Annotated in this window: 20 protein-coding genes; 4 read left to right on the top strand and 16 right to left on the bottom strand. The window is 65.2% G+C overall.

Annotation, left to right across the window (positions count from 1 at the left end; all coding sequences use genetic code 11):
* Nucleotides 1-37: 37 nt before the first annotated feature.
* Complete coding sequence (locus tag AC1RNP_RS10830) at nt 38-781, bottom strand: type III pantothenate kinase (protein ID WP_493051253.1); 744 nt, start codon at nt 779-781, stop codon at nt 38-40.
* Nucleotides 778-1,806 carry a bifunctional biotin--[acetyl-CoA-carboxylase] ligase/biotin operon repressor BirA gene (birA, locus tag AC1RNP_RS10835; protein ID WP_493051254.1) on the bottom strand — a complete coding sequence of 343 codons (1,029 nt, stop codon included), beginning with the start codon at nt 1,804-1,806 and terminating at the stop codon, nt 778-780. Before birA ends, AC1RNP_RS10830 begins: the two co-directional genes overlap by 4 nt.
* 222 nt (nt 1,807-2,028) lie before the next feature.
* On the opposite strand from birA, the gene AC1RNP_RS10840 reads away from it, so the two are divergent.
* Nucleotides 2,029-2,310 carry a hypothetical protein gene (locus AC1RNP_RS10840; protein ID WP_493051255.1) on the top strand — a complete coding sequence of 94 codons (282 nt, stop codon included), beginning with the start codon at nt 2,029-2,031 and terminating at the stop codon, nt 2,308-2,310.
* Between the two features lie 76 nt (nt 2,311-2,386).
* Nucleotides 2,387-3,139 (top strand): M90 family metallopeptidase, encoded by a 753-nt coding sequence (locus tag AC1RNP_RS10845; protein ID WP_493051303.1) that lies wholly within the window; start codon nt 2,387-2,389, stop codon nt 3,137-3,139.
* Between the two features lie 24 nt (nt 3,140-3,163).
* Here the strand turns inward: AC1RNP_RS10845 and AC1RNP_RS10850 are convergent, their stop codons facing one another.
* The 9 genes from AC1RNP_RS10850 to AC1RNP_RS10890 all read right to left on the bottom strand — a co-directional run bounded on the left by AC1RNP_RS10850 (nt 3,164) and on the right by AC1RNP_RS10890 (nt 15,663).
* The gene (locus AC1RNP_RS10850) at nt 3,164-4,543 is read right to left on the bottom strand and encodes an ATP-binding protein (RefSeq protein WP_493051305.1); all 1,380 of its coding nucleotides are present in this window, start codon (nt 4,541-4,543) and stop codon (nt 3,164-3,166) included.
* A 268-nt stretch (nt 4,544-4,811) separates the two neighbouring features.
* On the bottom strand, nt 4,812-5,498 hold the full coding sequence (locus tag AC1RNP_RS10855) for a response regulator transcription factor (protein WP_493051256.1): 687 nt from the start codon (nt 5,496-5,498) through the stop codon (nt 4,812-4,814).
* Nucleotides 5,499-5,571: 73 nt separating this feature from the next.
* Nucleotides 5,572-5,964: a hypothetical protein gene (locus AC1RNP_RS10860; protein WP_493051257.1), complete on the bottom strand. Its 393-nt coding sequence runs from the start codon at nt 5,962-5,964 to the stop codon at nt 5,572-5,574.
* A 234-nt stretch (nt 5,965-6,198) separates the two neighbouring features.
* The gene (locus tag AC1RNP_RS10865) at nt 6,199-7,152 is read right to left on the bottom strand and encodes an arginine deiminase-related protein (RefSeq protein WP_493051258.1); all 954 of its coding nucleotides are present in this window, start codon (nt 7,150-7,152) and stop codon (nt 6,199-6,201) included.
* A 17-nt stretch (nt 7,153-7,169) separates the two neighbouring features.
* Nucleotides 7,170-8,150 carry a tRNA dihydrouridine(20/20a) synthase DusA gene (gene dusA / locus AC1RNP_RS10870; protein WP_493051306.1) on the bottom strand — a complete coding sequence of 327 codons (981 nt, stop codon included), beginning with the start codon at nt 8,148-8,150 and terminating at the stop codon, nt 7,170-7,172.
* Between the two features lie 279 nt (nt 8,151-8,429).
* Nucleotides 8,430-9,908, bottom strand: a complete 1,479-nt coding sequence (locus AC1RNP_RS10875; protein WP_493051259.1) for an anti-phage dCTP deaminase — start codon at nt 9,906-9,908, stop codon at nt 8,430-8,432.
* A 169-nt stretch (nt 9,909-10,077) separates the two neighbouring features.
* Nucleotides 10,078-10,269, bottom strand: coding sequence for a hypothetical protein (locus AC1RNP_RS10880; protein WP_493051260.1), 192 nt, complete (start codon nt 10,267-10,269; stop codon nt 10,078-10,080).
* Nucleotides 10,270-10,648: 379 nt separating this feature from the next.
* Entirely contained in the window at nt 10,649-13,189 is a 2,541-nt protein-coding gene (locus AC1RNP_RS10885; RefSeq protein ID WP_493051261.1) for a glycoside hydrolase family 3 protein, read from the bottom strand.
* Nucleotides 13,189-15,663 (bottom strand): TonB-dependent receptor, encoded by a 2,475-nt coding sequence (locus tag AC1RNP_RS10890; RefSeq protein WP_493051262.1) that lies wholly within the window; start codon nt 15,661-15,663, stop codon nt 13,189-13,191. The genes AC1RNP_RS10885 and AC1RNP_RS10890 overlap by 1 nt, the downstream gene beginning before the upstream one ends.
* Nucleotides 15,664-15,990: 327 nt before the next feature.
* Between AC1RNP_RS10890 and AC1RNP_RS10895 the strand changes: the two genes are divergently transcribed.
* Both AC1RNP_RS10895 and AC1RNP_RS10900 read left to right on the top strand, forming a co-directional pair.
* Nucleotides 15,991-17,025 (top strand): LacI family DNA-binding transcriptional regulator, encoded by a 1,035-nt coding sequence (locus tag AC1RNP_RS10895; RefSeq protein ID WP_493051263.1) that lies wholly within the window; start codon nt 15,991-15,993, stop codon nt 17,023-17,025.
* A gap of 41 nt (nt 17,026-17,066) precedes the next feature.
* Complete coding sequence (locus AC1RNP_RS10900; protein ID WP_493051264.1) at nt 17,067-18,557, top strand: MFS transporter; 1,491 nt, start codon at nt 17,067-17,069, stop codon at nt 18,555-18,557.
* A gap of 21 nt (nt 18,558-18,578) precedes the next feature.
* On the opposite strand, the gene AC1RNP_RS10905 is transcribed toward AC1RNP_RS10900, so the two are convergent.
* The 5 genes from AC1RNP_RS10905 to AC1RNP_RS10925 all read right to left on the bottom strand — a co-directional run bounded on the left by AC1RNP_RS10905 (nt 18,579) and on the right by AC1RNP_RS10925 (nt 23,603).
* Nucleotides 18,579-19,055: a cupin domain-containing protein gene (locus AC1RNP_RS10905; protein ID WP_493051265.1), complete on the bottom strand. Its 477-nt coding sequence runs from the start codon at nt 19,053-19,055 to the stop codon at nt 18,579-18,581.
* Between the two features lie 51 nt (nt 19,056-19,106).
* On the bottom strand, nt 19,107-19,865 hold the full coding sequence (gene kduD / locus AC1RNP_RS10910; RefSeq protein WP_493051266.1) for a 2-dehydro-3-deoxy-D-gluconate 5-dehydrogenase KduD: 759 nt from the start codon (nt 19,863-19,865) through the stop codon (nt 19,107-19,109).
* A 25-nt stretch (nt 19,866-19,890) separates the two neighbouring features.
* Nucleotides 19,891-20,739: a 5-dehydro-4-deoxy-D-glucuronate isomerase gene (kduI, locus tag AC1RNP_RS10915; protein WP_493051267.1), complete on the bottom strand. Its 849-nt coding sequence runs from the start codon at nt 20,737-20,739 to the stop codon at nt 19,891-19,893.
* 136 nt (nt 20,740-20,875) lie between these two features.
* On the bottom strand, nt 20,876-21,961 hold the full coding sequence (locus AC1RNP_RS10920) for a LacI family DNA-binding transcriptional regulator (protein WP_493051268.1): 1,086 nt from the start codon (nt 21,959-21,961) through the stop codon (nt 20,876-20,878).
* 100 nt (nt 21,962-22,061) lie between these two features.
* On the bottom strand, nt 22,062-23,603 hold the full coding sequence (locus AC1RNP_RS10925) for a family 43 glycosylhydrolase (protein WP_493051307.1): 1,542 nt from the start codon (nt 23,601-23,603) through the stop codon (nt 22,062-22,064).
* Between the last annotated feature and the right edge of the window lie 39 nt (nt 23,604-23,642).

Consider the following 23,642-nt stretch of genomic DNA (forward strand, 5'->3'; position numbering starts at 1 on the left):
TTGATTTGGCATGCCGAAGGAACGGCGGCGCCTGGTGTCAACGCCCGCCGGCCGTTTCCCTGACCCAGACCGCCAGCCCTTCCAGCACCAGCGACGGCGCGGCGGCCGCCCGCGGCAGATGCGCGAACAGGGCCTCGCTGCCGCCACCGTGCACCAGGAGCTGCGGGGGTTGCCCGAGCAACTGCTCGGCCGCGTGCAGGCTGCGTTCCACCAGCGCCAATGCCGCGCCGTCGCAGCCGGAGGCCAGCGCATCATCGGTGTCGTCCGCGAATTCGGTGTAGTTGCCGCCCTGCTCGGGCAGGTGCGCAGCGCGCGCGTGCAGGGACGCGCGCATGAGCGCGGGCGAAGGCGCGATGCGGCCGCCGCGATGGCGGCCATCGCCGTCGAGCAGATCGATGGTGAGCGCGGTGCCGATGCCGGCCAGCAGCGTCGGCACCTTGTCGCGCGCGCGCGCCGCGAGCAACGCGAGGAAGCGATCGACGCCCAAACGTTCCGGATTCGCATAAGCAATCGTGACTTCGCCGAAACGGTGCTGCGTGCGCGCGAGCGAGATGCGCCCGCAGCGCTGGGTCAACGCATCGAGCAAGGCGACGCGCAACTCGGTGCGCGCCACGCTGGACACGTAGGCGGCCTCGAAACGTCCGGGCAATACCGCGGCCCAGTCCGCGCCGAACGCGTTGCCATCATGCGGCAGATGCACGACCTCGCCGATGCCGCCGTCCTCGCGCAACGGCGCGCACTTCAGTCGTGAATTGCCAAGATCGAACAGCCAGATGCTCATCGCGTGCGCACGCTCACTTCGCCTGCATGAAAATTGCGCTCGCCCTCGGGCAGACGGACGCGCAGCGCGCCATCCGCGGCGAGACCAAGCGCGACACCCGCGTGGGTGATGGCATGCGCGTCGGCGCCGCCACGCACGACCACCTCGCGTCCGGCCAACGCATCGAATGCGGCATGCCGTGACAGGAAGGGCGCCAGCCCTTCGCGATCGAACAATACGAGGGCCGGCAGCAATTGCGTCAGCAAGGCCGCGGTGATGCGATTGCGATCCGGTGCCTGCGACGTCAGCGCAGCGAGATCGATCCACGGCTGGTCGATGTCCGATGCACTCGCCACCGGCATGCGGACGTTGAGTCCCAACCCGATCACCGCGCGCACCGGACCGGCATGCTCGCCGCCACCCTCGACCAGCAGGCCGCCGAGCTTGCGCCAGCCCGCTGCATCCCCCGCCGCCCCGTCGTCGACAATGACCAGATCGTTCGGCCACTTCAGGCGCACGCCTTCGATGCCGAGCGCCTGCAAGGCCTCGGCCGCAGCGACGCCGGCGACCAGGCTCAAGCCTCCCAGGCGCGCCAGCCCACCCTCGAAGCCGCGCATCACCGAGAGATACAGATTCGCCGCCAGCGGCGAGGCCCAGCTGCGCCCGCGCCGTCCGCGTCCGCCGGTCTGGCGTTCGGCCAGCAGCACTTCCGCCTTCCCGGCTTCCGGCGCCGGCCGGCGCAGCAGTTCGGAATTGGTGGAATCCAGCGACCAGGCGACTTCCAGCGCCGCCACGTCGTCGCGGACGGCCTCGGGCAGCGCCGCCAGGATCGTGTCCGCCTCCAGCAGCGACACCGGCTGCGCCAGGGCATAGCCGCGCCCAGGCTGCGCATCGATCGCCACGCCGGCCTCGCGCAGCCCCTCGATGCGTTTCCACACCGCCGCCCGCGTCTGCCCGCTCTCGTGCGCCAGCGCATCGCCCGTGGCAGGGCCGGCGATCAGGCGTTCGAGCAAGGCGCGCTCGAGGAAGGCACGTTCCGCGTTCATCCCGCAATTATGCAGTGCGCCCTGAGCTGGGAGCCTTCCTGGGCGGCCGGAGCGGCGATGGGGCCGCCGTTCCCGGAACGGCCGCGCCTCCCGGAGCACGATCGCGACGCCCGTCACGCATCGCGTTTTTGCCGCTCCGCAGCATGCCTTCTTCTGCACGTGCGCGAATCTCAGGGTATAGTCACCTGTCGACCTCGGTTCTTCCAGGATCGGAATACCGCCATGTCCCCCCGCCTCGCCGCCTGCCTGCTGCTGTTCGGCATCAGCTTCCCGCTGATGGCGCAAGAAGCCCGCCGCCTCAGCCCGAACGGCAGTGGCGCCTGCATCGACACGCCCGCGCACAACGACGAAGACCGTGCGCCGGCCACACCCGCGGCGGGCAACAAGCCCGCGCCGGTCCGCAAGGTCGGCAAGACCAAGCCCGTGGTGCCGCGCGAATCCGGCGACATCGGCGACGTGCGTCCGCCGCGCTGGCACAGCTTCCTGCCGGGGATGTTCCGCTGAGGTTCGACGCGGGCCGCGCAGCGCTCGCGACGAAACACCGGCTCGATCGAGATTTCATTGATTGGCCGTGCGCAAGCTGATCCAGCGCCTGTTCGCAGGCACAACACCCGAACCGCCCTCCGCTGAACTCTGGCGTGAGGTGCGCGCACGCGTGCCGTGGATCGCCACGCTCGATGCCGAGCGCGATCAACGGCTGCAACTGCTCGCGGCGCGTTTCCTGCGCGACAAGACGATCACACCGGTCGCCGATCTGTCGCTCGACGAGGCACAGCGCGTGCTGCTCGCGGCGCTGTGCTGCCTGCCCTTGCTGGAATTCGGCGCCGAGGGCCTGCACGGCTGGTCGCAGCTGATCGTCTATCCGGATGCGTTCCGCGTGAACCGCACGCACGTCGATGCCGCCGGCGTGCTGCACCAATGGGACGACGAGCTGATCGGCGAGTCCTGGGAAAGCGGCCCGCTGATCCTCTCCTGGGCCGATATCGAAGCCGATCTCGACGAACCCGATGCCGGCTTCTGCGTCGCCGTGCACGAGATGGCGCACAAGCTCGACGCGCTCGACGGCGTGCTCGACGGAACGCCGCCGCTGCCGCGCACGTGGCAGAAGCAGTGGGCGCGCGATTTCCAGCAAGCGTTCGATGCGTTCGCCGATGAAGTCGACCGTGGACGCGAGACCGCGATCGACCCGTATGCGGCGGAGGCGCCGGAGGAGTTCTTCGCTGTCTGCAGCGAATATCACTTCAGCGACCCGCAAACGTTGCGTGCCGCGATGCCGGAAGTGGCGGAGCATTTGCGGAAGTTCTATGGAACGTTCGCGCTCGGCGAACGATAAACTTCTGCCCGTCATTCCCGCGGGCTACAAGCCCGGCGGCAACGTCACCTCGAAGCGCGCCCCGCTCAACTCCGACGAACGCCCCACATCGAGCACGCCGCGATAGCTGCGCACGATGTCCTGCACGATCGCCAGACCGATGCCGTGCCCCTGCACGCGCTCGTCGCCGCGCACGCCACGCTGCAGAACGTGGGCGATACGATCCTCGGGAATGCCGGGGCCGTCATCATCCACCGCCAGGATCAATCCCGGACGCCGGCCGGCCGAACTCGCGCCCGCCTGCACCGTGAGCAGCACGCGCGACTTCGCCCACTTGAAAGCATTCTCCAGCAGATTGCCGAGCAGTTCCTGCAGATCGCCCGGTTCGCCGTGGAAGCGCGCACTCGTGTCGATCTCGAATTCGCAGATCACGCCCTTCGCCGCGTAGATTTTCTCCAGCCCGCGCACGATCTGCTCGGCATGCGGCTCGATCAGGACCGGTGCCGCGAACAGCTTGTGGCCACCGGACGCGGCACGGCCGAGCTGATAGCCGACCATGTCGTTCATGCGGCGCAATTGCGTGGCGACCTCTTCGCGCAGCTCCGCCTCGCTGGCATCGCCGTCCAGGCGCGTGCGCAGCACCGCCAGCGGCGTCTTCAGGCTGTGCGCGAGATCGGACATGGTGTTGCGCTGGCGCTCGAGGTTCTCGCGCTCGCTTTCGATCAGCGCGTTGATGCTCTCGGTGAGCGGTGCCAGTTCGCGCGGGTGCTGGTCGCTCATGCGATTGGCCTGCCCGCGCTGCACGCTCTTCAGTTCGGTGACCACGTTGTCGAGCGGACGCAGGCTCCAGCGCAGGATCAGCAGCTGGAACAGCAGCAATGCGAGACCGGAAATGCCGAGGCCGGTCCACAACGCGCCGCGAAACAGACGAATCTGCCGCGCCAGCGTGCCCTCATCCTCCATGATGTAGACGCTGTAGGGGATTTCGACCTCGCCGCCGCTGTCGGACTCCTGCACGTAGGTCAGGCCGATGCCGTAGCGGAACACCTCGCCGCGCGTACCGTCGGTATTGGTGATCTTGATCGGCCCACGGAACTCTTCCTGGTTCGGCCCCAGCATGTCCACGTCCGGCAATTGCGGCCCGCGCGTGGACATCGACTCCCAACGCAGATCGCGCGAGATGATTACCGCATAGAGTCCGCTGCCCGGCCGGTCGAAGCGCGGATCGGGCGGCACTTCCGGAACATAGATGTCGCCGCTGCGAAAGAACTCGATATCGGCGACGTACTTGATCGCGTAGGCGTGCAGGCGATCGCGCTGCAGCTGTCCCGCCACGTTGACGAAGGCGAGATAGAGCACGTAACCGGTCAGGGCGAGGAAGGCGACCAGGACCACGCTCGCCGTCAGCAGCTGGCGAGCCCGCAGCGAACGCGGACGCCAGGCCGGCAGCAGGGGTTTGCGGGGAGTCACCATGCGCTCTACCAGTCTACCGGGCTGGACCCAGGTGCGAACACGCCGCGCGCACCGCCACATGGAAGCGACACACCAAACGCGGAGCCATGCGTTCTGGGGAAAAGCCCCCTTGAGTTAAGGGGGCGCCGCGACAGCGGCGGGGTTATGGCGCCCACGGGCCTGGGACCCAAAGCTTGCTCGGCAAACTTTGGGGAGCTGTCGTCGGCACGCCGACAACGGCTCAGCTTTCGCCGCTGCGCGGAATCGCGAAGCGATAGCCGCGACCGCGCACGGTCTCGATCGGCTTGAGGGCACCCTCGGGATCGAGCTTCTTGCGCAGGCGGCCGATGAAGACTTCCAGCACGTTGGAGTCGCGGTCGAAATCCTGCTGGTAGATGTGCTCGGTCAGGTCGGCCTTCGAGACCAGTTCGCCGGCATGCATCATCAGGTACTCGAGCACCTTGTACTCGTAGCTGGTGAGGTCGACGTTGGCGCCGTTGACGGTCACCGTCTGCGCGGCGAGGTCGAGCACCACGGCGCCGCATTCCAGCGTCGGCTTGCTCCAGCCGGCGGCGCGGCGTACCAGGGCGTTGATGCGCGCCAGCAGTTCCTCGACGTGGAAGGGCTTGACCAGATAGTCGTCGGCGCCCTGCTTCAGACCGTCGACCTTGTCCTGCCAGCTCGAGCGCGCGGTGAGGATCAGCACCGGGAACTGCTTGCCTTCGTCGCGCAGCGCCTTGACCAGCTCCATGCCCGACATCTTGGGCAGGCCGAGGTCGATGATGCCGACGTCGAAGGGAACCTCGCGGCCCATGTACAGGCCTTCCTCGCCGTCCTGCGCGGCATCCACGGCGAAGCCTTCACGCTTCAGTCGCGCGGCAAGGGTCTCGCGCAGTGGGGCTTCGTCTTCGACGAGCAGAATTCGCATCGGCTACTCCATTCTGGCGGCGGTTGCGGGGGCAACGCCCGGATCGGTGTGGCTTGTTTCCAAGCTTGGAAGCTCAATCGTCATCGTCGCGTGTAGGCGACAGACGACGCGGCTGTTGCGGATCATCCATATAGGTGCGGACACGTCCGCGTTCGTCCATGATTTTAATGCGATTGACCTCGCGGCCGTCGTACTGCATGCGTTCGGCGCGCAGGATCTGGCCACCCGGGGTGGTGCGCTCGGCGTTGCGGACCGAATTCGACAGCGTGTCGTCGCGACGCGACGGCCGCACCTGCGGCCCCATGCGGCCACGATCCGGCATCCCCTGCATGCCCGATGCCGACATCTCACCACGTCCACCTCCGCGTCCGTCGCCGCCACCACGACGATCCTGCGCCCACGCGCCGCCCGACGCCAGCACGGCGCAGACGACGAATATCGACAGTAGGCGGAGCGACCGGATCATGGGCAGCGGCAATTCCTTCGTAGGCCGGCCCTTGGGGAGCCGACGGCGGATTACGGTTTTGGACGATGATTCTCAAAATTCGGCGGTGAATCCGTCCTTAACTTTTTCTTTGCGTGATGGCCCTCATTCAGATGAGGCCTTGCCGGAGGCCCAAACGGTCCGGCAAAACCACATCGGAAAGACATCCCTGCGGCGCCGATCCGCCAGCGGATCAGGCCGATCTCCAGGGTGCCCTCAATAGATTTCGGCCACGCAACAGCGCAGGGAACCGCCCGCCGCCTCGATCGCATCGAGCGCCACGCCGCGCACCGCGAACCCGGCCGCCGCCAGCGCGGAACGGTTGGCGGGCGTGAGGCCAGCTGTGGCAGCTTCGCTCATCCATACCACATCTTCGGACAATGCGATGGCATTTCCGGCGAACGCCTGCTTCTCCCGGGATGACAGCAGCACCGCGTGCGGGGCGTAGAACGCCGCGATCGCCTCCACCACGGCGGCATCGGCGAAGCCGTCCGGGCACAGCAGGGCCGCACGGCCGGCCAGCACCGCCAGCACTACATTGGTGTGGTACTCCCCCGGCGCCAGGTCGAACAACAAGGTCGCCCGCAGACCGAAGGCCGCGTGCATCAGTGCCGCGCCGGCCTCGTCACAGCGCTCGGACAGGCCGCAGAAGCCAAGACCGCGCGCACGGTCGATCACCAGGGCGCCGGTCAGCTCGCAGGGGTGCGGCTGGTCCGAGAGGTCGATCTCGGCATAGCCCAGGGTGTCGCGGAAGAACCCGCGGATGTCGGCACGTCCAGCCTCGCGCTGGCGGACCGGGTGGCGCATGCGGCCGACGATCAGGCGCGGCGGCGCCTGCGCGGGCGCGCGCGCATCCGCCCGCGCGGTGGCGAAGACATTGTTCGGGAACAGCGCGTCCGGTGTGTCGTCCGCGCCCGGAAAGCATAGCGTGGGCACCGAAGCCGACAGCGCCCGCTGCAGATCGCGATGCTGCCGCGAGGCGCGCGTGGCATCGAAGGCCTCGGCCCCGGCCATGTAGCGGTTGTCGCTGGCCGACTGCGCGGCATGCGCGAACCCGTCGGGGGCCACCAGGAAGGCCGCCTTCGCGGTCGCCGGCCCGAAGTCGGCCGCGCTGGCGCGCACGATGCGCAGAAATTCGGCGCAGTCGCGGGTGATCAGGCCGGCGGACATCAAAGAATCCGCCGGCATCAGGCCGCGATCCGCGCGGAACCTTCCGTCATCGACAGCGCCGTCTCCACCAGCGACCAGTCCGCGCCCGGCCGGTGCGCACCCTCGCTGAGGATCTGCCGGAACGCGCGTCCACCACGCTCGCCATGGAACAGGCCGAGCACGTGGCGGGTGAGATGCTTGAGCGGCATGCCGCGCGCGAGTTGCGCCTCGGCATACGGGCGCAGCGCGCGCAGCAGTTCCGCGCGCGGTTTCGGTTCGGTGCCGGACAGCACGGCGTCCAGGCGATGCAGGACATAGGGCTCGTGATAGGCCGCGCGGCCCAGCATCACGCCGTCGGCGTGCGAGAGATGTTCGATCGCGGCATCCACCGCCGCGATGCCGCCGTTGACGATCACGGTCAGGTCCGGCCGCTCGCGCTTGAGCGCGTATGCCCATTCGTAGCGCAGCGGCGGCACCTCGCGGTTTTCCTTCGGCGAGAGGCCCTTCAGCCAAGCGTTGCGCGCATGCACCACGAAGACGCGGCAGCCGGCGGCCGCGACGGCATCGATGAAGGCACGGAACACCTCGTAACGCGTTTCGTCATCGACACCGAGCCGGCATTTCACCGTGACCGGCACCGGCTTCGGCAATCCCGCGACCGTCTCGATCATGGCGGCCACGCTTTCGGCCACCAGATCGGGCTCGCGCATCAGACAGGCGCCGAAGCGCCCGGCCTGCACGCGATCCGACGGGCAGCCGACATTGAGATTGATCTCGTCGAATCCATGCTCGACGCCGATCCGCGCCGCCTGCGCCAGCAGCGGCGGCTCACTGCCGCCCAGTTGCAGCGCCACCGGATGCTCGATGGCATCCATCGCCAGCAGCCTGGACCGATCGCCATGGATCACCGCGTTGGCATGCACCATCTCGGTGTACAGCCGCGCGCCGGGTGCGAGCAGGCGGTGGAAGACGCGGCAATGTGTGTCGGTCCAGTCCATCATCGGGGCGACGGAAAGCAGAAAATCACCGGAGCCGTAAGGCTGGCGGACCCTAGATCCTTCTACAGCAATGGTTTCTGGCTGATTCATTTCTACGAAATTTTCGGGGGTTTCCGAGCATTTCGACGCTCGAAGTGCTACGTGGATGCCACACAAATACGTATATAGCAACATGGGGAACGATCACTGCACGCCGCCGCAAGGACGGCAGCACAGCTCAGCTGAAGCTACGTCGATTCTGGCATTCAGCTCACTTTCTAATTCACGAGTTCGCGACTTGACGCTTGAGCGCCAGGGCGCTCAACCAGCCTGAGGCGGAAGTGGAAGTGGCGCTGGTGGCGCTGGCGGGGGAGCTAGTTTCTTCTCCACCTTTTCCAGATTGTCGATAACTCTGTATTCGAGAACCTTATAGTCATCGAGATACATGGATTCCTTCTTCTCGCCTGCCAGATCTTGGTCGACTGCCTTACCCTGACTGTTCTTTCTAGCAGCCCCCATCTGGAACAATCGCGCGAACTTGACTGGAGAGACCCCCTCAAAATGCCGAAAGTGGACCAAGGAGTAGTTCTGATACTCAGGCTTTGGCTCCAGCTCTTGAAGGATTGCATCATCGTGCAAATCTGCGGCGAGACTCTTTTCATAGGGCTCGATAAATACAACTGAAGCGATACCCGCAGCCACGATGTGGCGAGCACAGTTGTGACAGGGATACACAGTGGTGTAGAGCGTGGCTCCAACGATTCCTTTCGCTCCAGTTCGCGCCACCCCAACAATCGCATCCATTTCAGCATGGACTGCTCTGGAGAACTCAATCAGCGCACCTACTCGCGTGTTTTTGCGAATGGCGGCCGTTATCTTTGTTACTTGATCTTGCTCGAAGCCCTCTTTCGAGAGCACGTCAGCTATCTCGGAGCTCAACTTGTCTTTGTGCTTGTCGTTGTAGCAAAGGCCACCTTTATGGATGCATCGTTGATCTCCGGGCCCCGGCTCATACAGCCCACCACCACCTTTCGGGACGTCGTTGCACCCCGTGGATATGACGTTACCCGCGTCATCGACGATGGCGGCGCCAACCTGTCTAGACAGGCACGCGGATCGCAAGCCGGCACTGAAAGCGGCATACATTCCACGCTCTTCCGCACCAGGGGAAACCCGTGGGTCTCCATGAACCAGCGCGAGGAATCTATGCAGTGAAGTCAAGAGGTCAGGCAAGTTCTTCTTGGAGTTGTTGATGAAATAGTCAGCATGAAGCAAGGTCTTCTCTAGCTGTTGACCGTCACTGTCTACCTCTTTTCGATCTCGATCAATGAGCTTTTCGGCCTCAGGCGTACTCATGCCTAAGTCTTTTAGGAATGCCGTTCTCTGATCATGCGAACTCAGAACGCCAACCATATAGAAGAGGTCATCGTAGATTGCACGCAGCAAACGAACCTCACGCGGGTGTTTCAGCTGATCAACGATGTAGGCGACCCGTCGAGGCTCGATCTCATCCAACGCAACTGACGGGTGCTGACTGGCTCGGTGCACCGAGATTTGCTTCACAGCCAACTGTGCAGCCATGTCTTCGCCCAATGCTCCGCGAAGCTTGTTACCCATCCCCTGCAGCCTCCAAATCCGTTGGAAAGCTGCACTTCCGGAGACAGGTTCCTCATCCGGCAAGTTCAACTTGGAGACTTGCTGGGCAAACAGATCACTCAGCTTCACATGCACTGGCGTGTATTGGCGATCTCTAAGCGCCTTCTCAAGCTGCTCCCTGACGATTGGCAAACCTGCACCCACAGGCCCACTCAATGCGATAACAAGCTCTTTGGAGAGCCGCTTAGAAATGTAGCCGTGAGCGTCACTGCTAGATCCCATAGCACTCGCACCACCCGCACTTGGGGTGGGTACCGGCTTTAGATTAGTGCTCAAATGGCTGCTCCCCGCGCCACAAAGCGTTAGAGCTAGCTTAGCGTCCTGGCAAGCGACTTGCGAATTCAAGAATTCGCTTTAGCGCTTCACTCTCGCCCTTAGGCTTAGATGGGAACTTGATGATATCGGCCTGCTTTCGACTGGCAGTCTGAAAGGGCAATTCCATTTGGCGAATCAGTCCGCTCACAGAGGCATCTAATGCTTCGGTATTTCGATGCTTCTTGCTCATGCGGCCTCCGGTAGACGTCAAATTGTAACGGGTCGGATCGCGCCAGTCGCGACTAGATTACGTCATTTCAGTCCAACGGCACGCGTGATCGAAATCACTCTTTACGATCAAACGTCACTGAGCACACAAACCGGACGTTGTGACGAGCAGTGCTACGTCAAGGTTCGGCTTCATCCTAACATATTGATTTGTATCAATAGTGTTGACATGTCGGCCCAGTCCATCATCGAGGGCGACGGACAGGCATTGCATCGCGGCAGTGATGGCGGGGGAGGCGGTCATGCGCCTCTATAGTACGGCCCCCCGTCCAGCGCTCGTTCGCGCGGGCTCTACTTGCGGAATTGGCCATGAACCGGCCAACCCCTTGAATCGGGGCACATCAAGGCGTGCAGGACACGACCCGCTCCGCCTGATCCGCCGTCCCCAGCGCGATGCGCGAGACCGACAGTTCCAGCGCGGTATCGGTTTCGATCGACCACAGACGGTCGAGTCGGCGCAGGTCCGCGCCCGCGTCGGCGAAGCATTTCAGGGGGATGCCGACGCGCGTCCACTGCCCAGGCGTCAACGCCGCCAGGGTGGCGCGCAGCGGGAGGCGGGCGCCGCAGTCCTGGCCGCAGCCGACGCCGATCCAGATGTCGCCGGCCGGGGCGGCTTCGATTTTCAGCGTGGTCAGCAGCAGCACGTCGCCATTGCTTTCGCGGGTGAGGTCGAGCGGCGTTTCGGCGACGACGGCCGCGCGGCCCCAGGCGCCACCCGACCAGACGAAGCGGCGCGCATCTTCCTGGATCTGATGATCCTCGCTGCGCACACGCAGGCTGCCGTTTTCCGTCGCGGCGGGTATCGCATCCAGCTTGTGCGAGCGGCCGTCGGCTGTCTCCAACTGCATCTTCAATCCGGATTGCGGCTTGCCGCGCGCGTAGTAGACACCACTCGACGCCTGAGCGGCGGTGACGCCCGACACTTCCGACAATCGCGGCAGATCACCATCGTCGCCGTAGCGAAGCCCGTAGCCGAAGGCGAACTGCGGCCGATAACCGCGCCGGCCGACATTGTTGCGGTACTGCGCGGCAGTGCGCGGCCAGGAGAAACTCAGTTTTCCGGTGAAGTCGTACTGCACACCGCCATCGGGCTTGCGCAGCAGCAAGTCGGCGATACCGCCGCCTTCCGTTCCCGGCAACCAGGCGGCGATGAAGGCATCGGCGGCGTTGATCTCGCGATTCACCCAGAGCGGTCGTCCGCTGAGGAACACCGCCACGACCGGGATGCCCTCGCCTTTCAACCGCTTGATCAGCTGCAGGTCGGCATCGTTGCCGGGCTTGTACAGCAGGGTGGCGAGATCGCCGCGGAATTCCGCATACGGGTCTTCGCCGAACACGACGATTGCGACATCGGGTTTGTATTCGTAACGACCATCGACGGACAACGTCGCGGTGCCACCCGCGGCGCGCACCTGCTGCGCGATGCCTTCGAAGACCGTGTCGGCGTTCGGATAATCGGCGCGTTGGGTGCCCGTGCCTTGCCAGTTCAGGGTCCAGCCACCGGATTGCTTGCCGATGTCGTTCGCGCCATCACCCACCACCAGGATCTGCTGTTTCGGATGCAGCGGCAGCAGGCCGTTCTGATTCTTGAGCAGCACCAACGATTCGCGCACCGCCTGTCGCGCCACCGCGCGATGCTCGGGCGCGCCGAGCAATTCGAATCTGCCGCCGAGCGGACGTTGCGAGGGCTTGCCCGCCTCGAACAACCCGAGCCGGAACTTCACCCGCAGGATGCGGCGCACGGCATCGTCGAGACGCTGCGATGGGATTTCGCCCGACTTCGCCGCTGCCAGCGTGCTGTCATACAACCCTTTCCAGCTATCCGGCGCCATCGCCATATCGAGGCCCGCGTTGAACGCGGCCGGACAACGCAGCTTGTCGCAGCCCTGCACCTGCGCATGGGCGTTCCAATCGCTGACCACGAAGCCGCCGAACTGCATCCGCCCTTTCAGCACATCGATCAGCAACGGCCGGTGACCCGGCATATGCACACCGTGGACGCTGTTGAACGAGGCCATCACCGTTTGCGCACCGGCGGCGATCGCTGGCGGATAACCCGCTGCATGCACGCGCATCAGTTCGGTTTCGCTGACGCGCGTATCGCCCTGGTCGCGGCCGTCGACGGTGCCGCCATCGCCGAGGAAATGCTTGACCGAGGCGATCACGTGCGTGCCGTCGAGGAATTGCGGCGTACCCACCTTGCCCTGCAACCCTTCGACCATCTTGCCGGCGAAGCTGGCCACGACGTCGGGCGATTCCGAATAACCTTCGTAGCTGCGCCCCCAGCGATCGTCCCGCGGCACCGCCACCGTTGGTGCGAATGCCCACTCCATGCCGGTGACGCGGGTTTCCACCGCGGTCACCTCGCCGATGCGGCGCACCAGTTCCCGATCGCGCGTCGCGCCCAATCCGATGTTGTGCGGGAACACGGTCGCGCCTACGACGTTGCTGTGTCCGTGCACGGAGTCGATGCCGAACAGCACCGGGATCGCATGACCGCCGTCGCGCGTGTCCATCGACGCTTCGTAGAAGGCATCGGCCAGCGCCAGCCATTCCGCTGGCGGCGCATTGTATTTGCCGCCGGGATCGGAACTGCCGCCGGCCAGGATCGCGCCGAGGCGGTACTTGCGCACGTCTTCCGGCGTGAGGCTGGCGATGTCGCCCTGGATCAGCTGGCCGACCTTCTCCTCGACGGTCATCGCTTTCAGCAATGTATCGACACGTGCTTCCAGCGCCGCATCGTGCGGAAACGGCCAGACCGGCGCAGGCCAGCGCTCCGGATGGAACGTGACCGCAGGCGCACCGCCGCCCGATGCATCTCCGGCACCGCTCGTTGCTCCAACCGCCACGAGCAGCGCCAGCGCGACCAGTGCCGGTCGCATCAGAAATACAGGCCGAAGTTGACGCCGTACGTGCGCGGAGGCAGGTATTGCGACACCCACAGGTACGGACCGGTGCCATTGCCGGACGGATCGAAACGACCGGCCGCGGTCCGTGTCTTCTCATCACTGATGTTCTGCATGTACAGCCCCGCCCACCAGCGCTTGCCCGGCTCCTCGTAGCGCAGCGAGAAATCGCCACGGCCGTAGGACTTCTGCTGATCTTCCCGGCCGAGGTTGAACACGCTCAACCAGGTTTCGGTTTCGTAGTGGCCGGTCAGGCGCGGCGTGAGGGTGCCGCCATTGCCGAGATGGAAATCGTGTTCCCAGATCAGCGTCATCGCGAAGTCGGACGCATGCGGCAACTCGTTGCCGGACACGTTCATGCAGCGCTGGATGCCCGACTCAGGCGCGCAGGTCGGCAAGCCCTGGTAATCGTTGCTGCCGGCGTACAGCAGCGTACCTAGGTCCTTCTTCGGAATGCCCGAAACGGTCAAATGCACGCGATCGTTCTCGCCGAGCAAGGCGGACAGCTCGCTTTCGTAACCCCACACCTTGGTGCTGCCCTGCACGTTGGAGAAGCCCAGGCCGCGATTGCCGTCGGGGAAGGTGATCGGCGCGGACAGCTGGAAGTTCTTGAAGTCCATGTAGTAGATGGCGCTGTTCCAGGTCAGGCGTCCTTCCAGAAAGCTGAACTTGCCGCCGATCTCGTAGTTGGTCAGTTCCTCGTGCTTGTAGGTCGCGCCGCCGTCCTGCAGGCCGCCGGATTTGTAGCCGGTGGAGATGCTGGCGTAGAGCAGTCCGTTCTCGCCGACATCGAAATCACTGCGCGCCAGCCATGTCACCTGGCTGTGGCTGTACTCGCCGTCGTTGACCGTGGAGATGTTGAATCCGTTTTCGGGACTCGGGTACGTACCGGGAGAAATCGGCACCTGCGGCACGTCCGGGTTGTAGGCCCAGCCCCAGCCGCGGCCGCCGACGTTCTTCTTCTTGTCGTCGGTGTAGCGCGCGCCGGCGGTCAGGCGCCAGTTCTCGTTGACGTTCCAGGTGGCCTGACCGAACGCGGCGTAGGAATCCACCGTTTCCTTCGGCTGGATGAACGAGCCTTGCCAAGCGACCGTGCCTTCCTGGGTGCCGTTGAAGATCGGGATGTCGAACCGGATCGAATTCTTCTCGGCCGCGTAGTACAAGCCCACGATCCAGTCGATGGTCTGCTCGCCAGTCGAGGACAGATTGAGCTCGTGGCTGGTGCTCTTGTACTCGGAATCGTTGGTGCGATCTTCCTGGAACTGCGCGGGACCGCAGGCGAAACAGGTCGGCACCAGCACGCCGCTGTCCTGATCGTAAGTGGAGCGGCCGTCGAACTTGCCGAAACCGGCGATGTAGGACAGCCGCAGCCCATCGTTGATGTCCCAGTCCATGCGGCTGCGCAGGGCGTAGGAATCGCGCACGATGTACGGCGCGGTGTCGATCAGCGCCGACCAGAAATCCTGACCGGCACGCGGACGCTGCATGAGGTTCATGCTCGGCGTGCCGCGATCGCGGAAATATTCCAGCGCCAGGTTCCAGCTGAAGGCATCGTTGGGCTGCCACAGCGCGCTCACGCGCGCGGCGGACTGGTCCTGGGCGCTGTACTTGTCGCCGTCGGTGACGTACTGGTTCGGATTGATCGGCCGGAACGTGGCGGGATCGCCACCAGTCGCCGCATAGGCGGTACGCTGCGCTTCGACCGACGGAAGTTGTCCAACCGGGTCCTGATAATCGACGTAGCCGTCGTGCTGCTCTTGCGCAAAGGCGACACGCATCGCGAAGGTGTCGCTGATCGGCAGGTTGACCATCGCGCGCGCGCCGACCGCGTTGTAGTTGCCGACGCTGAGCTGCGCACTGCCGAAATAGCTGCCGATCTCCGGCTTCGCAGTGCGGAAGTTGACCGCGCCGACCGTGGAGTTCCGGCCCCACAGCGTGCCCTGCGGGCCACGCAACACTTCCGCGGCTTCCACGTCCAGCAGCAGACCAGCGGCCGCTTCGGCGCGCGGCGAGTACACGCCGTCGACGAAGATCGCCACTTCCGGATCGGCGTACTCGGTCTTGGCCTGATCGTTGCCGATGCCGCGCAAGGTCATGGTCACCACGTCGTGGTCGCCCTGCCGCGTCGCCTGCATGCTCGGCACCAGCTTGGTGATGTCCTGCACGGTCATCACCCGCTCCTTCTCGAGCGTCTCGGCATCGAGCGCGCTGATCGCGACCGGCGTTTTCTGCAGCGGCGTCTCGCGCTTCGTGCCGGTGACGATGACGGTGTCGAGCGTCTTCGCCGCGCTTGCTTGCGGCGCACTTTCCTGCGGCGCGGGAGCCGCTTGTGTCTGTGGTTGCGCGGCATCCGCGGCCTGCGCCTGGCCGGCGGGCCCGGCCAGGGCATCAGTGGATGAAACGAGCGCGACGAGAATCGCGCCATACAGCGCGTGCGAACGGTACACCATGTCCCTCTTCCCTCCGGTTCGGACGCTCCCGTCTCCCGGCTCTTTTTCGACAGTACCCTGCCGCTGGCCGGTGTGGAGCGGAGCGAGTGATACGGCAGAATGGCAGCGCTGTCAATTACAAAATGACAGCGCTGCCAATTTGTGCCGGCGGTGTCACATTGACGCTCCCAGGCATGCGTAGATGCCGCACCGCAACAACGAATTCGCGCGGTATTTCGTATCGCTCCAGACGCCGACGTGATCGCATTCGCCCGCAGCTGAGGCACCGGCCGGCATCGCCGCGTGCGATAACATGCCTCGCCACCACCGCCCCACGGAAACGCATTGATGCGCGCCAGAATCGAAGACGTCGCCCAGGCCGCCGGCGTCTCCATGAAAACCGTCTCGCGCGTCTTCAACCACGAACCGAACGTGCGCGAGAAAACCCGGCTGAAGGTCGAGGCGGCGGCCCAGGCGCTGAACTATCGTCCGAATCCGTCGGCGCGCAGTCTGGCCGGAAATCGTTCCTACCTGATCTCGCTGGTGTACGACGACCCGGCCGCGGCGTCGAGCTACGTCATGGAGATCATCGTCGGCATGCTCGCGGCCTGCGAGCGCCAGCGTTACAGCGCGATGCTGCGTCCGCTGGAATATTCCAATGCCGACCACATCCGCGCGGTGGAGGAATCGATCGCGCAATATCGTCCGGACGGCCTGATCCTGGTGCCGCCGTTCGCCGACGACGTCAAGCTGCTGCATCGTCTCGACGCGCTCGGCGTGCGCTACGCCACGATCTCCGCAAAGGCCAAGCTCGGCCATGCGCGCATCGGCACCATTCTTGATGAGCGCAAGGCGGCGGCGGACATGATCGCTCACGCGGTCGAGCTCGGTCACCGCCGCATCGCCCACATCGCCGGCCCGCCGCCGCACGGCGGACGCGCCTGGCGGCTAGCCGGTTATCGCGACGGCCTGCGTCGTGCGGGCATTGCCTACGATCCCAAGCTCGTCGTCGATGGTGGTTTCACCTTCGACGACGGCGTCGCTGGTGCAAAGCAGCTGCTCGACCTGAAGCATCCGCCCACCGCGATCTTCGCCGCCAACGACGACAGCGCCTGCGGCGTCATGCACGAGGCGTTCGAGCGCGGCATGCGGATTCCGCAAGACCTGTCGGTGTTCGGTTTCGACGACACGCCGGCCTCGCGCCAGATCTGGCCGAGCCTGACGACGGTGCGGCAGCCGTGTCGCGAGATGGGCTACATCGCCGCGGAGCAACTACTCGCCGCGATCCGCGATCCGCAGGCGGGCGCGCTCGTGCGCGTGCCCTACGAGCTGAAGATCCGCCAGTCGGGCGGACCGGTGCCGGTTTCGGCGAAGCGGCGCTGAGCAACGCCGCCGCGAACGCCGCACGCTTCGGTCAAATCTCCATGCCTGTCACGACAAACAGGGTCCCGGTCGGCTTCTGGCAGATCTGGAACATGTGCTTCGGCTTCATGGGGCTGCAGTTCGGCCTCGCGCTGCAGAACGCGAACGTCAGCCGCATCTTCCAGACCCTCGGCGCCAGCATCGACGACATCCCGGCGCTGTGGATCGCCGCGCCGCTGACCGGGCTGCTCGTGCAGCCGATCATCGGTTATTACTCCGATCGCACGTGGGGGCGGCTTGGGCGGCGGCGGCCGTATTTCCTCGCCGGCGCAATCGTCGCCGCCTTGGCGCTGATCGCGATGCCGAATTCGCCGACGCTGTGGAGCGCGGCGTTGCTGTTGTGGATTCTCGATGCCGCGATCAACGTTTCGATGGGGCCGTTGCGCTCCTTCGTCGGCGATCAACTGCCATCGTCGCAGCGGCCCGCCGGCTACGCGATGCAGACCTTGTTCATCGCGGCGGGCGCCGTCATCGCCAGCCTGCTGCCCTGGCTGCTCGCGCGATTCGGCATCAGCAACCTTGCCGCCGCCGGAGAGATTCCCGATACGGTGAAGCTTGCGTTCTATCTCGGTGCCGCCGTCCTGTTCGGCACGCTCGGCTGGACCGTGCTATCCACGCGCGAGTATCCGCCCGATGCGCTTGCCGCATTCGAGGATGCGAAACCCGCCACGCCCGCGCCATCGTTGCCGGCACGCGTGCGGTTCACCGGCGCGTGTTGGTGCGCGGCCGGATTGGCGGCCTTTATCGCCATTTATCTCACGCGGGCCGATGCGCGACTGCACCTCCTCGCCGCCGGCTTGTTCGCCTACGGCGCGATACAGCTGATCGCCGGCTACAGCCGTGCGCGCAATCCGCTCACCGCGATCATCGCCGATCTGCTGACGATGCCGGTGACCATGCGCCAGCTCGTGCCGGTGCAGTGCTTTTCCTGGTTCGCGCTGTTCGCGATGTGGATCTACACGACGGCGGCGGTGACCCGCGTGCATTTCGCCACCGATGACACGCGTTCGGCCGCCTACAATGACGGTGCCAACTGGGCCGGCGTGCTGTTCGCCGCCTACAACGGTTTCGCCGTTCTCGCGGCGATGCTGATTCCTTGGATGACGCGCCGGCTTGGCCCGCGCCTGAGCCATCTGATCAATCTCGTCCTGGGCGGCTGCGGTCTGCTGTCGTTCCTGCTGATCCGCGATCCGCACTGGCTGTTGTTGTCGATGGTCGGCGTCGGTTTCGCCTGGGCGTCGATTCTGTCCTTGCCCTATGCCTTGCTGTCCGACAATGTGCCGGCGGAAAAGATGGGCGTGTACATGGGCATCTTCAATCTGTTCATCGTGATTCCGCAGTTGCTCGCCGCCAGCGTGCTGGGTTTTCTGTTGAAGACCTTCTTCGGCAATGCGCCGATCTTCGCGCTGCTGATCGGCGGAGTCAGTCTGCTGCTGGCGGCGCTTTGCGTCCTGCGTGTCGGCAAGCCTGCGGAATACGACGCGACGCGGTAGCGCGCCTCGGCCAGATGGCCTTCACGGCTTGGCGGCTTGCTTGCGATAGACGATGAAGATCACCAGATCCTCGCGCCCCAGCTGCTTCAACGCATGACTGTCGCCCTTGCGGGTGAGGATGGCGTCGCCGGGCCCGACTTCGCGCGTCTCGCCTTGCAACGTCAGCTCGCCCTTGCCGGTGAGGATGTAGTAGATCTCGTCCTTGTCGTTGGTGTGGGCGCCGATCGTGGCACCCGGATGTAGCGCGCGCTTGCGGAAGACCAGGTCGAAGCCTTCGGCTTGCTCGAAGAACGGGTACGCCGTGGTCTTGCCGAGTCCTTCGTGCGGTCCCGGCTGCTCGATGGCGATGTCGCGCTCATTCTGCACGTAGGAATCCGCGCGCGTCGGCTTGGCTGTCGATTGCGCGAGCGCATCCGCGGCGAACAGCACCATCACGAATAACGAGAACAGCAGCAGGAGCAGCCGCCATTTCTGATCGATGTGCGTCGTTTCGTCCATCGTCATCCCCTCATGGAGCATCATTTCGTGGAGCATCACTTCGTGGAACTGTCAGCGCGCCAGCCAGCCTCCATCGACGGCCAGCACCGCGCCATGCACGTAATCGGACGCCGCACTGGCCAGGAACACCGCGGCACCGCCCAGATCGGCCGGGTTGCCCCAGCGGCCTGCTGGAATGCGTTCGAGGATCGCCTTGTTGCGCGTTTTATCGTTGCGCAGCGCCTCGGTGTTGTTGGTCGCGAAATAGCCGGGCGCGATCGCGTTGACGTTGATGCCCTTGGCGGCCCATTCGTTGGCCAGCAGGCGGGTGATGCCGAGCAGTCCCGACTTGCTGGCGGTATAGGACGCCACGCGGATGCCGCCCTGGAACGACAGCATCGAGACGATGTTGACGATCTTGCCGCCGCGTCCATCCGCCACCCACGTGCGCGCCACCGCCTGCGAGAGGAAGAACACGCTCTTCAGATTGACGCCCATCACCGCGTCCCAGTCTTCCTCGCTGAAATCGAGCGCATCGTTGCGGCGGATGGTGCCGGCGTTGTTGACCAGGATGTCGATGCCGCCCAACACGTCGCGCGCTTTCGCCACGATGTCGGCGCCGTTCGCGCCATCGCCAAGATCCGCTTCGATCCAGGCGAAGCGGCGCCCGAGCGCGAGCACCTGCGCTTCGGTCTCGGCCGGCGCGCTGCGCCCGATCGCACCGACGTCGGCGCCGGCCTGGGCGAGTGCGAGCGCGATGGCCTGGCCGAGGCCGGTATTGGCGCCGGTCACCAGCGCTACCTTGCCGCTGAGATCGAACGGGTGCGTCATGCGCTTGCTCCTGGCGGGGCCGGTGTCATTGCAGCTGGCAGATGTCGAGCTGATGCATGTCGGTGTAATCGAGGTTTTCGCCGCCCATCGCCCAGATGAAACCGTAGCTGCTGGTGCCCGAGCCCATGTGGATCGACCACGGCGGCGACAGCACGGCTTCTTCGTTGCCGATGACCAGATGGCGCATGTCGGCCGGATCGCCCATGAAATGCATCACGCGCTGGTTTTCGTCGAGGCCGAAATAGAAGTAGACCTCGGAGCGGCGATCGTGCAGATGCGGCGGCATCGTGTTCCAGACGCTGCCGGGCTTGAGCAAGGTCACGCCGAGCAGCAGCTGGCAGGATTTGCAGGTGGCCGGAACGATGTACTGATAGATGGTGCGTTCGTTGGATGTTTCCAACGCGCCGCGCTCCAGCGGTACCGCCTGGTCGATCGAAAGATGCTTGGTCTCGTGACGCGCGTGCGCGGGCGTGGAGAACAGGTAGTACTTGGCCGGCGCCGCGGCATCGATCGATTCGAAGCGCACGTCTTCGCTGCCCATCGCGACGTACAGGCCATCGCGCGGCTTGAGCACATAAGCGGTGCCGTCGACGGTGACGCGCCCGTCGCCATCACCGACGTTGACCACGGCCAGCTCGCGCCGCTCCAGAAATGACTTGCCCGCCGCCGACGCCGGCTCGGTCTGCGCGGGCAGCGACAGCGCGGCTTTCACCGGCGCCGCGCCGCCGACCACGATGCGTTCGTAGTGGGTGTAGTTGAGGCGGATCTCGTCCGCGGCGAACAGTTCGCGCACCAGGTAGCGATCGCGCAGCTGTTCGTTGGTGGCGCCGGCCAGGGAGTCGGGATGGGTGGCGTGGTAGGTCTTGCGGTACATGCACGGGGCTCCGGTCGCGCGGGGTCGATGGTGGGCATCCATCGCCGGGGAGAAGGGTCGGGCCGATTCTAGCCCGACTGGTAACCGGTGTCATTTCGCATTGCAAACAGCCTTCTCGGTGCGGCCAAGCGCCGCTTCAGGGAGGCGGCTGACAGGAGTCGCGGATGACCAGGTGCGGATGCACGCTGTTGGCCGCCAGCATCGAGGCCGAGACGGCGTCTGGCTGCAGCAGCATCGAGGCGGCGATGCGGCCCATGTCGCGGATCGGCAGGCGCACCGAACTCAGCGCCGGCCACAGCCGCGAAGCCAGCGGGCTGTCGTCGAACCCGATCACCGACAACTGCTGCGGAATGCTGATGCCGGAGCGCAGCGCGACCTTGTACACGCCGGCCGCCATCTCGTCGTTGCCGCAGAAGATCGCGGTGGGGCGGCGATTGCCCGCGAGCAGGCTCTCGGCGGCGGCGACACCGGATTCGAAGGTATAGCCGGCCTCGATGATGCGCGATTCCGGCAGGCTGATGCCGCCCTTGGCCAAAGCCTCGACGAAGCCCGACGTGCGCTCGTGCGCCGAACGGTAAGTGCGCGGGCCGGTGATCAGGGCGATGTCGCGGTGGCCCAGTGATTGCAGATAGTCGGCGGCTTCGGCGGCGCCCTGACGGTCGTGAGTGACGACCATGCGCGAAGCCTCGTCCAGCGCCACCGCCGCGATGCGCGCATAACGGCAGTCGATGCCCACCAGCATGTCCGCCAGCGCCTGATCCTCGGACACGCGCGGTACCAGCATCACGCCGTACAGCTTCTGCTGCTGCACGAAACGGCGCACACCCTCGATGTAGCCGGGGCTGCGGCTGTCGCAGGGATGCACCACCAGTTCGAAGCCGGAATCACGGATCGCATCCAGCGCGCCGTATTGCATGTTGACGATGTACTGCGCGGTCGGGTTGTCGTAGACCATGCCGATCAGGAACGACTTGCGGAACGCCAGGCCCCGCGCCATCGGATCGGGCACGTAGCCGACTTCCCGCATCAGCGTTTCGACCTTCTCGCGCGTGTCCTGCCGCACCAGCGGCGAGCGGTTGATGATGCGCGAAACCGTTTTCTTGGACACGCCCGCCAGCCGCGCGATGTCGTTGATCGTCGCCACCTTGTTGCCGATCGCGGCTGGCGTCGCGGCGATGGCCGGTGCCGGCGCGGATTCCTTCGATGTCTTGCGCGGTGGCATGGTGGCGGGATGTTCCTCCGTATAGCCGATTTTAGCCCGACGGCTCGTTCCGGGGCCGCACTTCAATCCAGCGCATAGGCTTCAATCCAAGGCACAGGCTTCAATCCAAGGCACGATAGCGGAAATCGCGGACGTGCACGCGCCCGCTGCCGGCGGCGTAGATCGCCGGCTTCAATGCCAGGAAGCCGCCGGCGACGTTGTGGTGGTAGCCGGAGACTTCCATCTGGACGCCGTACTTCTGCCAAGTCTTGCCGTCCCGGCTGTGGTGGAGGGTGACGATGTGGCGGTCGTTGGTCAGGCGCAGCCAGAGCCGGCCACCCTTGCCCGCCGGCAGCCGCGCCGGCCGCTCCTCGCCGTAGCGGTGCAGGACGAAAGCCTCGCCATTGCTGCCAAGCCCAGCGTAGAGCCGATCGTTGTAGAACAGCAGGATGCCGCCGATGGCGTTGGGTTCGATCTCCAGCGCCACCTCGATCTGGTAGGCCTGATCGGTGGCGATCACCGTGAGCGGCGAGGCATCGCGCGGCGACGTGCCCTTGCCCTGCACCGTCATCACGCCGTCGCCGAAGGACAGCCGCTTCATCTCGTCCGGGCCAGGATCGAAGAACGCCCATTGCGGCCCAAGCCGGCCACCGCGGAAATCGTCCGACAACGCCAGCCCGTGCCGGCCAACCGACTCGCCCGCGGGTTTCTTCAACGGCTGCCCGAGGGTGCCGCCCTTGGCGACGAACCAGCCGTCGCCGGTCCATTCGATCGGTTCGAGCAAGGCCTGCCGGCCCAGCGTCCAGAAGCCGTGTTCATAGCCGTGGTAAAGCATCCACCAACGACCACCGATGTCTTCCACAAGCGTGGCATGGCCGCGCGACCACCAGGGTTCGGCGGCGCTGGCCGTGCGCGTGATCGGATTGTGCGGCGAGTTCTCCCACGGGCCGTGGATCGAACGCGAACGCGCGCTGATCACCATGTGACCGGTTGGCGGCCCGGCGGTGCCGCCAACCGCGGTGGTCATGTAGAACCAGTCGCCGTGGCGGGTGATCTTGGGACCTTCCTGCGAGTAACTCTCCACATCCCAGCTTTCCGGATATTTCCAGCCGTCGTAAACATGCTTCACCTCGCCGACCATGCGCAGGCCATCGTCGGACAGCTGCACGTAATCACCGCCGCTGAGGAAGAGATAGCGCTTGCCATCCTCGCCGACCGCATGGCCCGGATCGATGTGCTTCGGCAGCCCGATGTCGATCGGCTCGCTCCACGGGCCGCGAATGTGATCGGCCCAGACCACGAAGTTGCCGCGACGCTCGCCGGTGCGCGCGGGAAAATAGATGTAGTAGCGGCCGCCGTGCCTCACCAGATCCGGCGCCCAGATCGAACCGACGTTTTTGCTGATGGCGTGGCCGATCGGCTCCCAGTTGACCAGATCGCGCGAATGCCACAGTGGCAAACCAGGATAGGCGGTGAACGAAGACAGCGTGAGGTAATAGTCCTCGCCGTCCTTGAGCACCGACGGATCAGGGTGATCGCCGGCGAACACCGGATTGAGAAAGGTGCCGTCGCCAAGATCCGCCTGGCGCTGATGCTCGATGCCGCGTTTCCACTGTGGTGTCCCGGCACTGGTTTGCGCGGCGGCGAAGACGAGCACCACCATCGACAGGCGCCCGACCCACATCGGGAACGATCGTTTCGT

Source organism: Luteimonas sp. GW821-FHT14E02 (genome assembly GCF_058803905.1).

Bases quoted from the DNA above. Each gene is read 5' to 3' on its own strand.
- AC1RNP_RS10830 (WP_493051253.1), bottom strand. From the start codon at position 781: ATGAGCATCTGGCTGTTCGATCTTGGCAATTCACGACTGAAGTGCGCG.
- birA (WP_493051254.1), bottom strand. From the start codon at position 1,806: ATGAACGCGGAACGTGCCTTCCTCGAGCGCGCCTTGCTCGAACGCCTG.
- AC1RNP_RS10840 (WP_493051255.1), top strand. From the start codon at position 2,029: ATGTCCCCCCGCCTCGCCGCCTGCCTGCTGCTGTTCGGCATCAGCTTC.
- AC1RNP_RS10855 (WP_493051256.1), bottom strand. From the start codon at position 5,498: ATGCGAATTCTGCTCGTCGAAGACGAAGCCCCACTGCGCGAGACCCTT.
- AC1RNP_RS10860 (WP_493051257.1), bottom strand. From the start codon at position 5,964: ATGATCCGGTCGCTCCGCCTACTGTCGATATTCGTCGTCTGCGCCGTG.
- AC1RNP_RS10865 (WP_493051258.1), bottom strand. From the start codon at position 7,152: ATGTCCGCCGGCCTGATCACCCGCGACTGCGCCGAATTTCTGCGCATC.
- AC1RNP_RS10880 (WP_493051260.1), bottom strand. From the start codon at position 10,269: ATGAGCAAGAAGCATCGAAATACCGAAGCATTAGATGCCTCTGTGAGC.
- AC1RNP_RS10885 (WP_493051261.1), bottom strand. From the start codon at position 13,189: ATGCGACCGGCACTGGTCGCGCTGGCGCTGCTCGTGGCGGTTGGAGCA.
- AC1RNP_RS10890 (WP_493051262.1), bottom strand. From the start codon at position 15,663: ATGGTGTACCGTTCGCACGCGCTGTATGGCGCGATTCTCGTCGCGCTC.
- AC1RNP_RS10895 (WP_493051263.1), top strand. From the start codon at position 15,991: ATGCGCGCCAGAATCGAAGACGTCGCCCAGGCCGCCGGCGTCTCCATG.
- AC1RNP_RS10900 (WP_493051264.1), top strand. From the start codon at position 17,067: ATGCCTGTCACGACAAACAGGGTCCCGGTCGGCTTCTGGCAGATCTGG.
- AC1RNP_RS10905 (WP_493051265.1), bottom strand. From the start codon at position 19,055: ATGGACGAAACGACGCACATCGATCAGAAATGGCGGCTGCTCCTGCTG.
- kduD (WP_493051266.1), bottom strand. From the start codon at position 19,865: ATGACGCACCCGTTCGATCTCAGCGGCAAGGTAGCGCTGGTGACCGGC.
- kduI (WP_493051267.1), bottom strand. From the start codon at position 20,739: ATGTACCGCAAGACCTACCACGCCACCCATCCCGACTCCCTGGCCGGC.
- AC1RNP_RS10920 (WP_493051268.1), bottom strand. From the start codon at position 21,961: ATGCCACCGCGCAAGACATCGAAGGAATCCGCGCCGGCACCGGCCATC.
- AC1RNP_RS10925 (WP_493051307.1), bottom strand. From the start codon at position 23,603: ATGGTGGTGCTCGTCTTCGCCGCCGCGCAAACCAGTGCCGGGACACCA.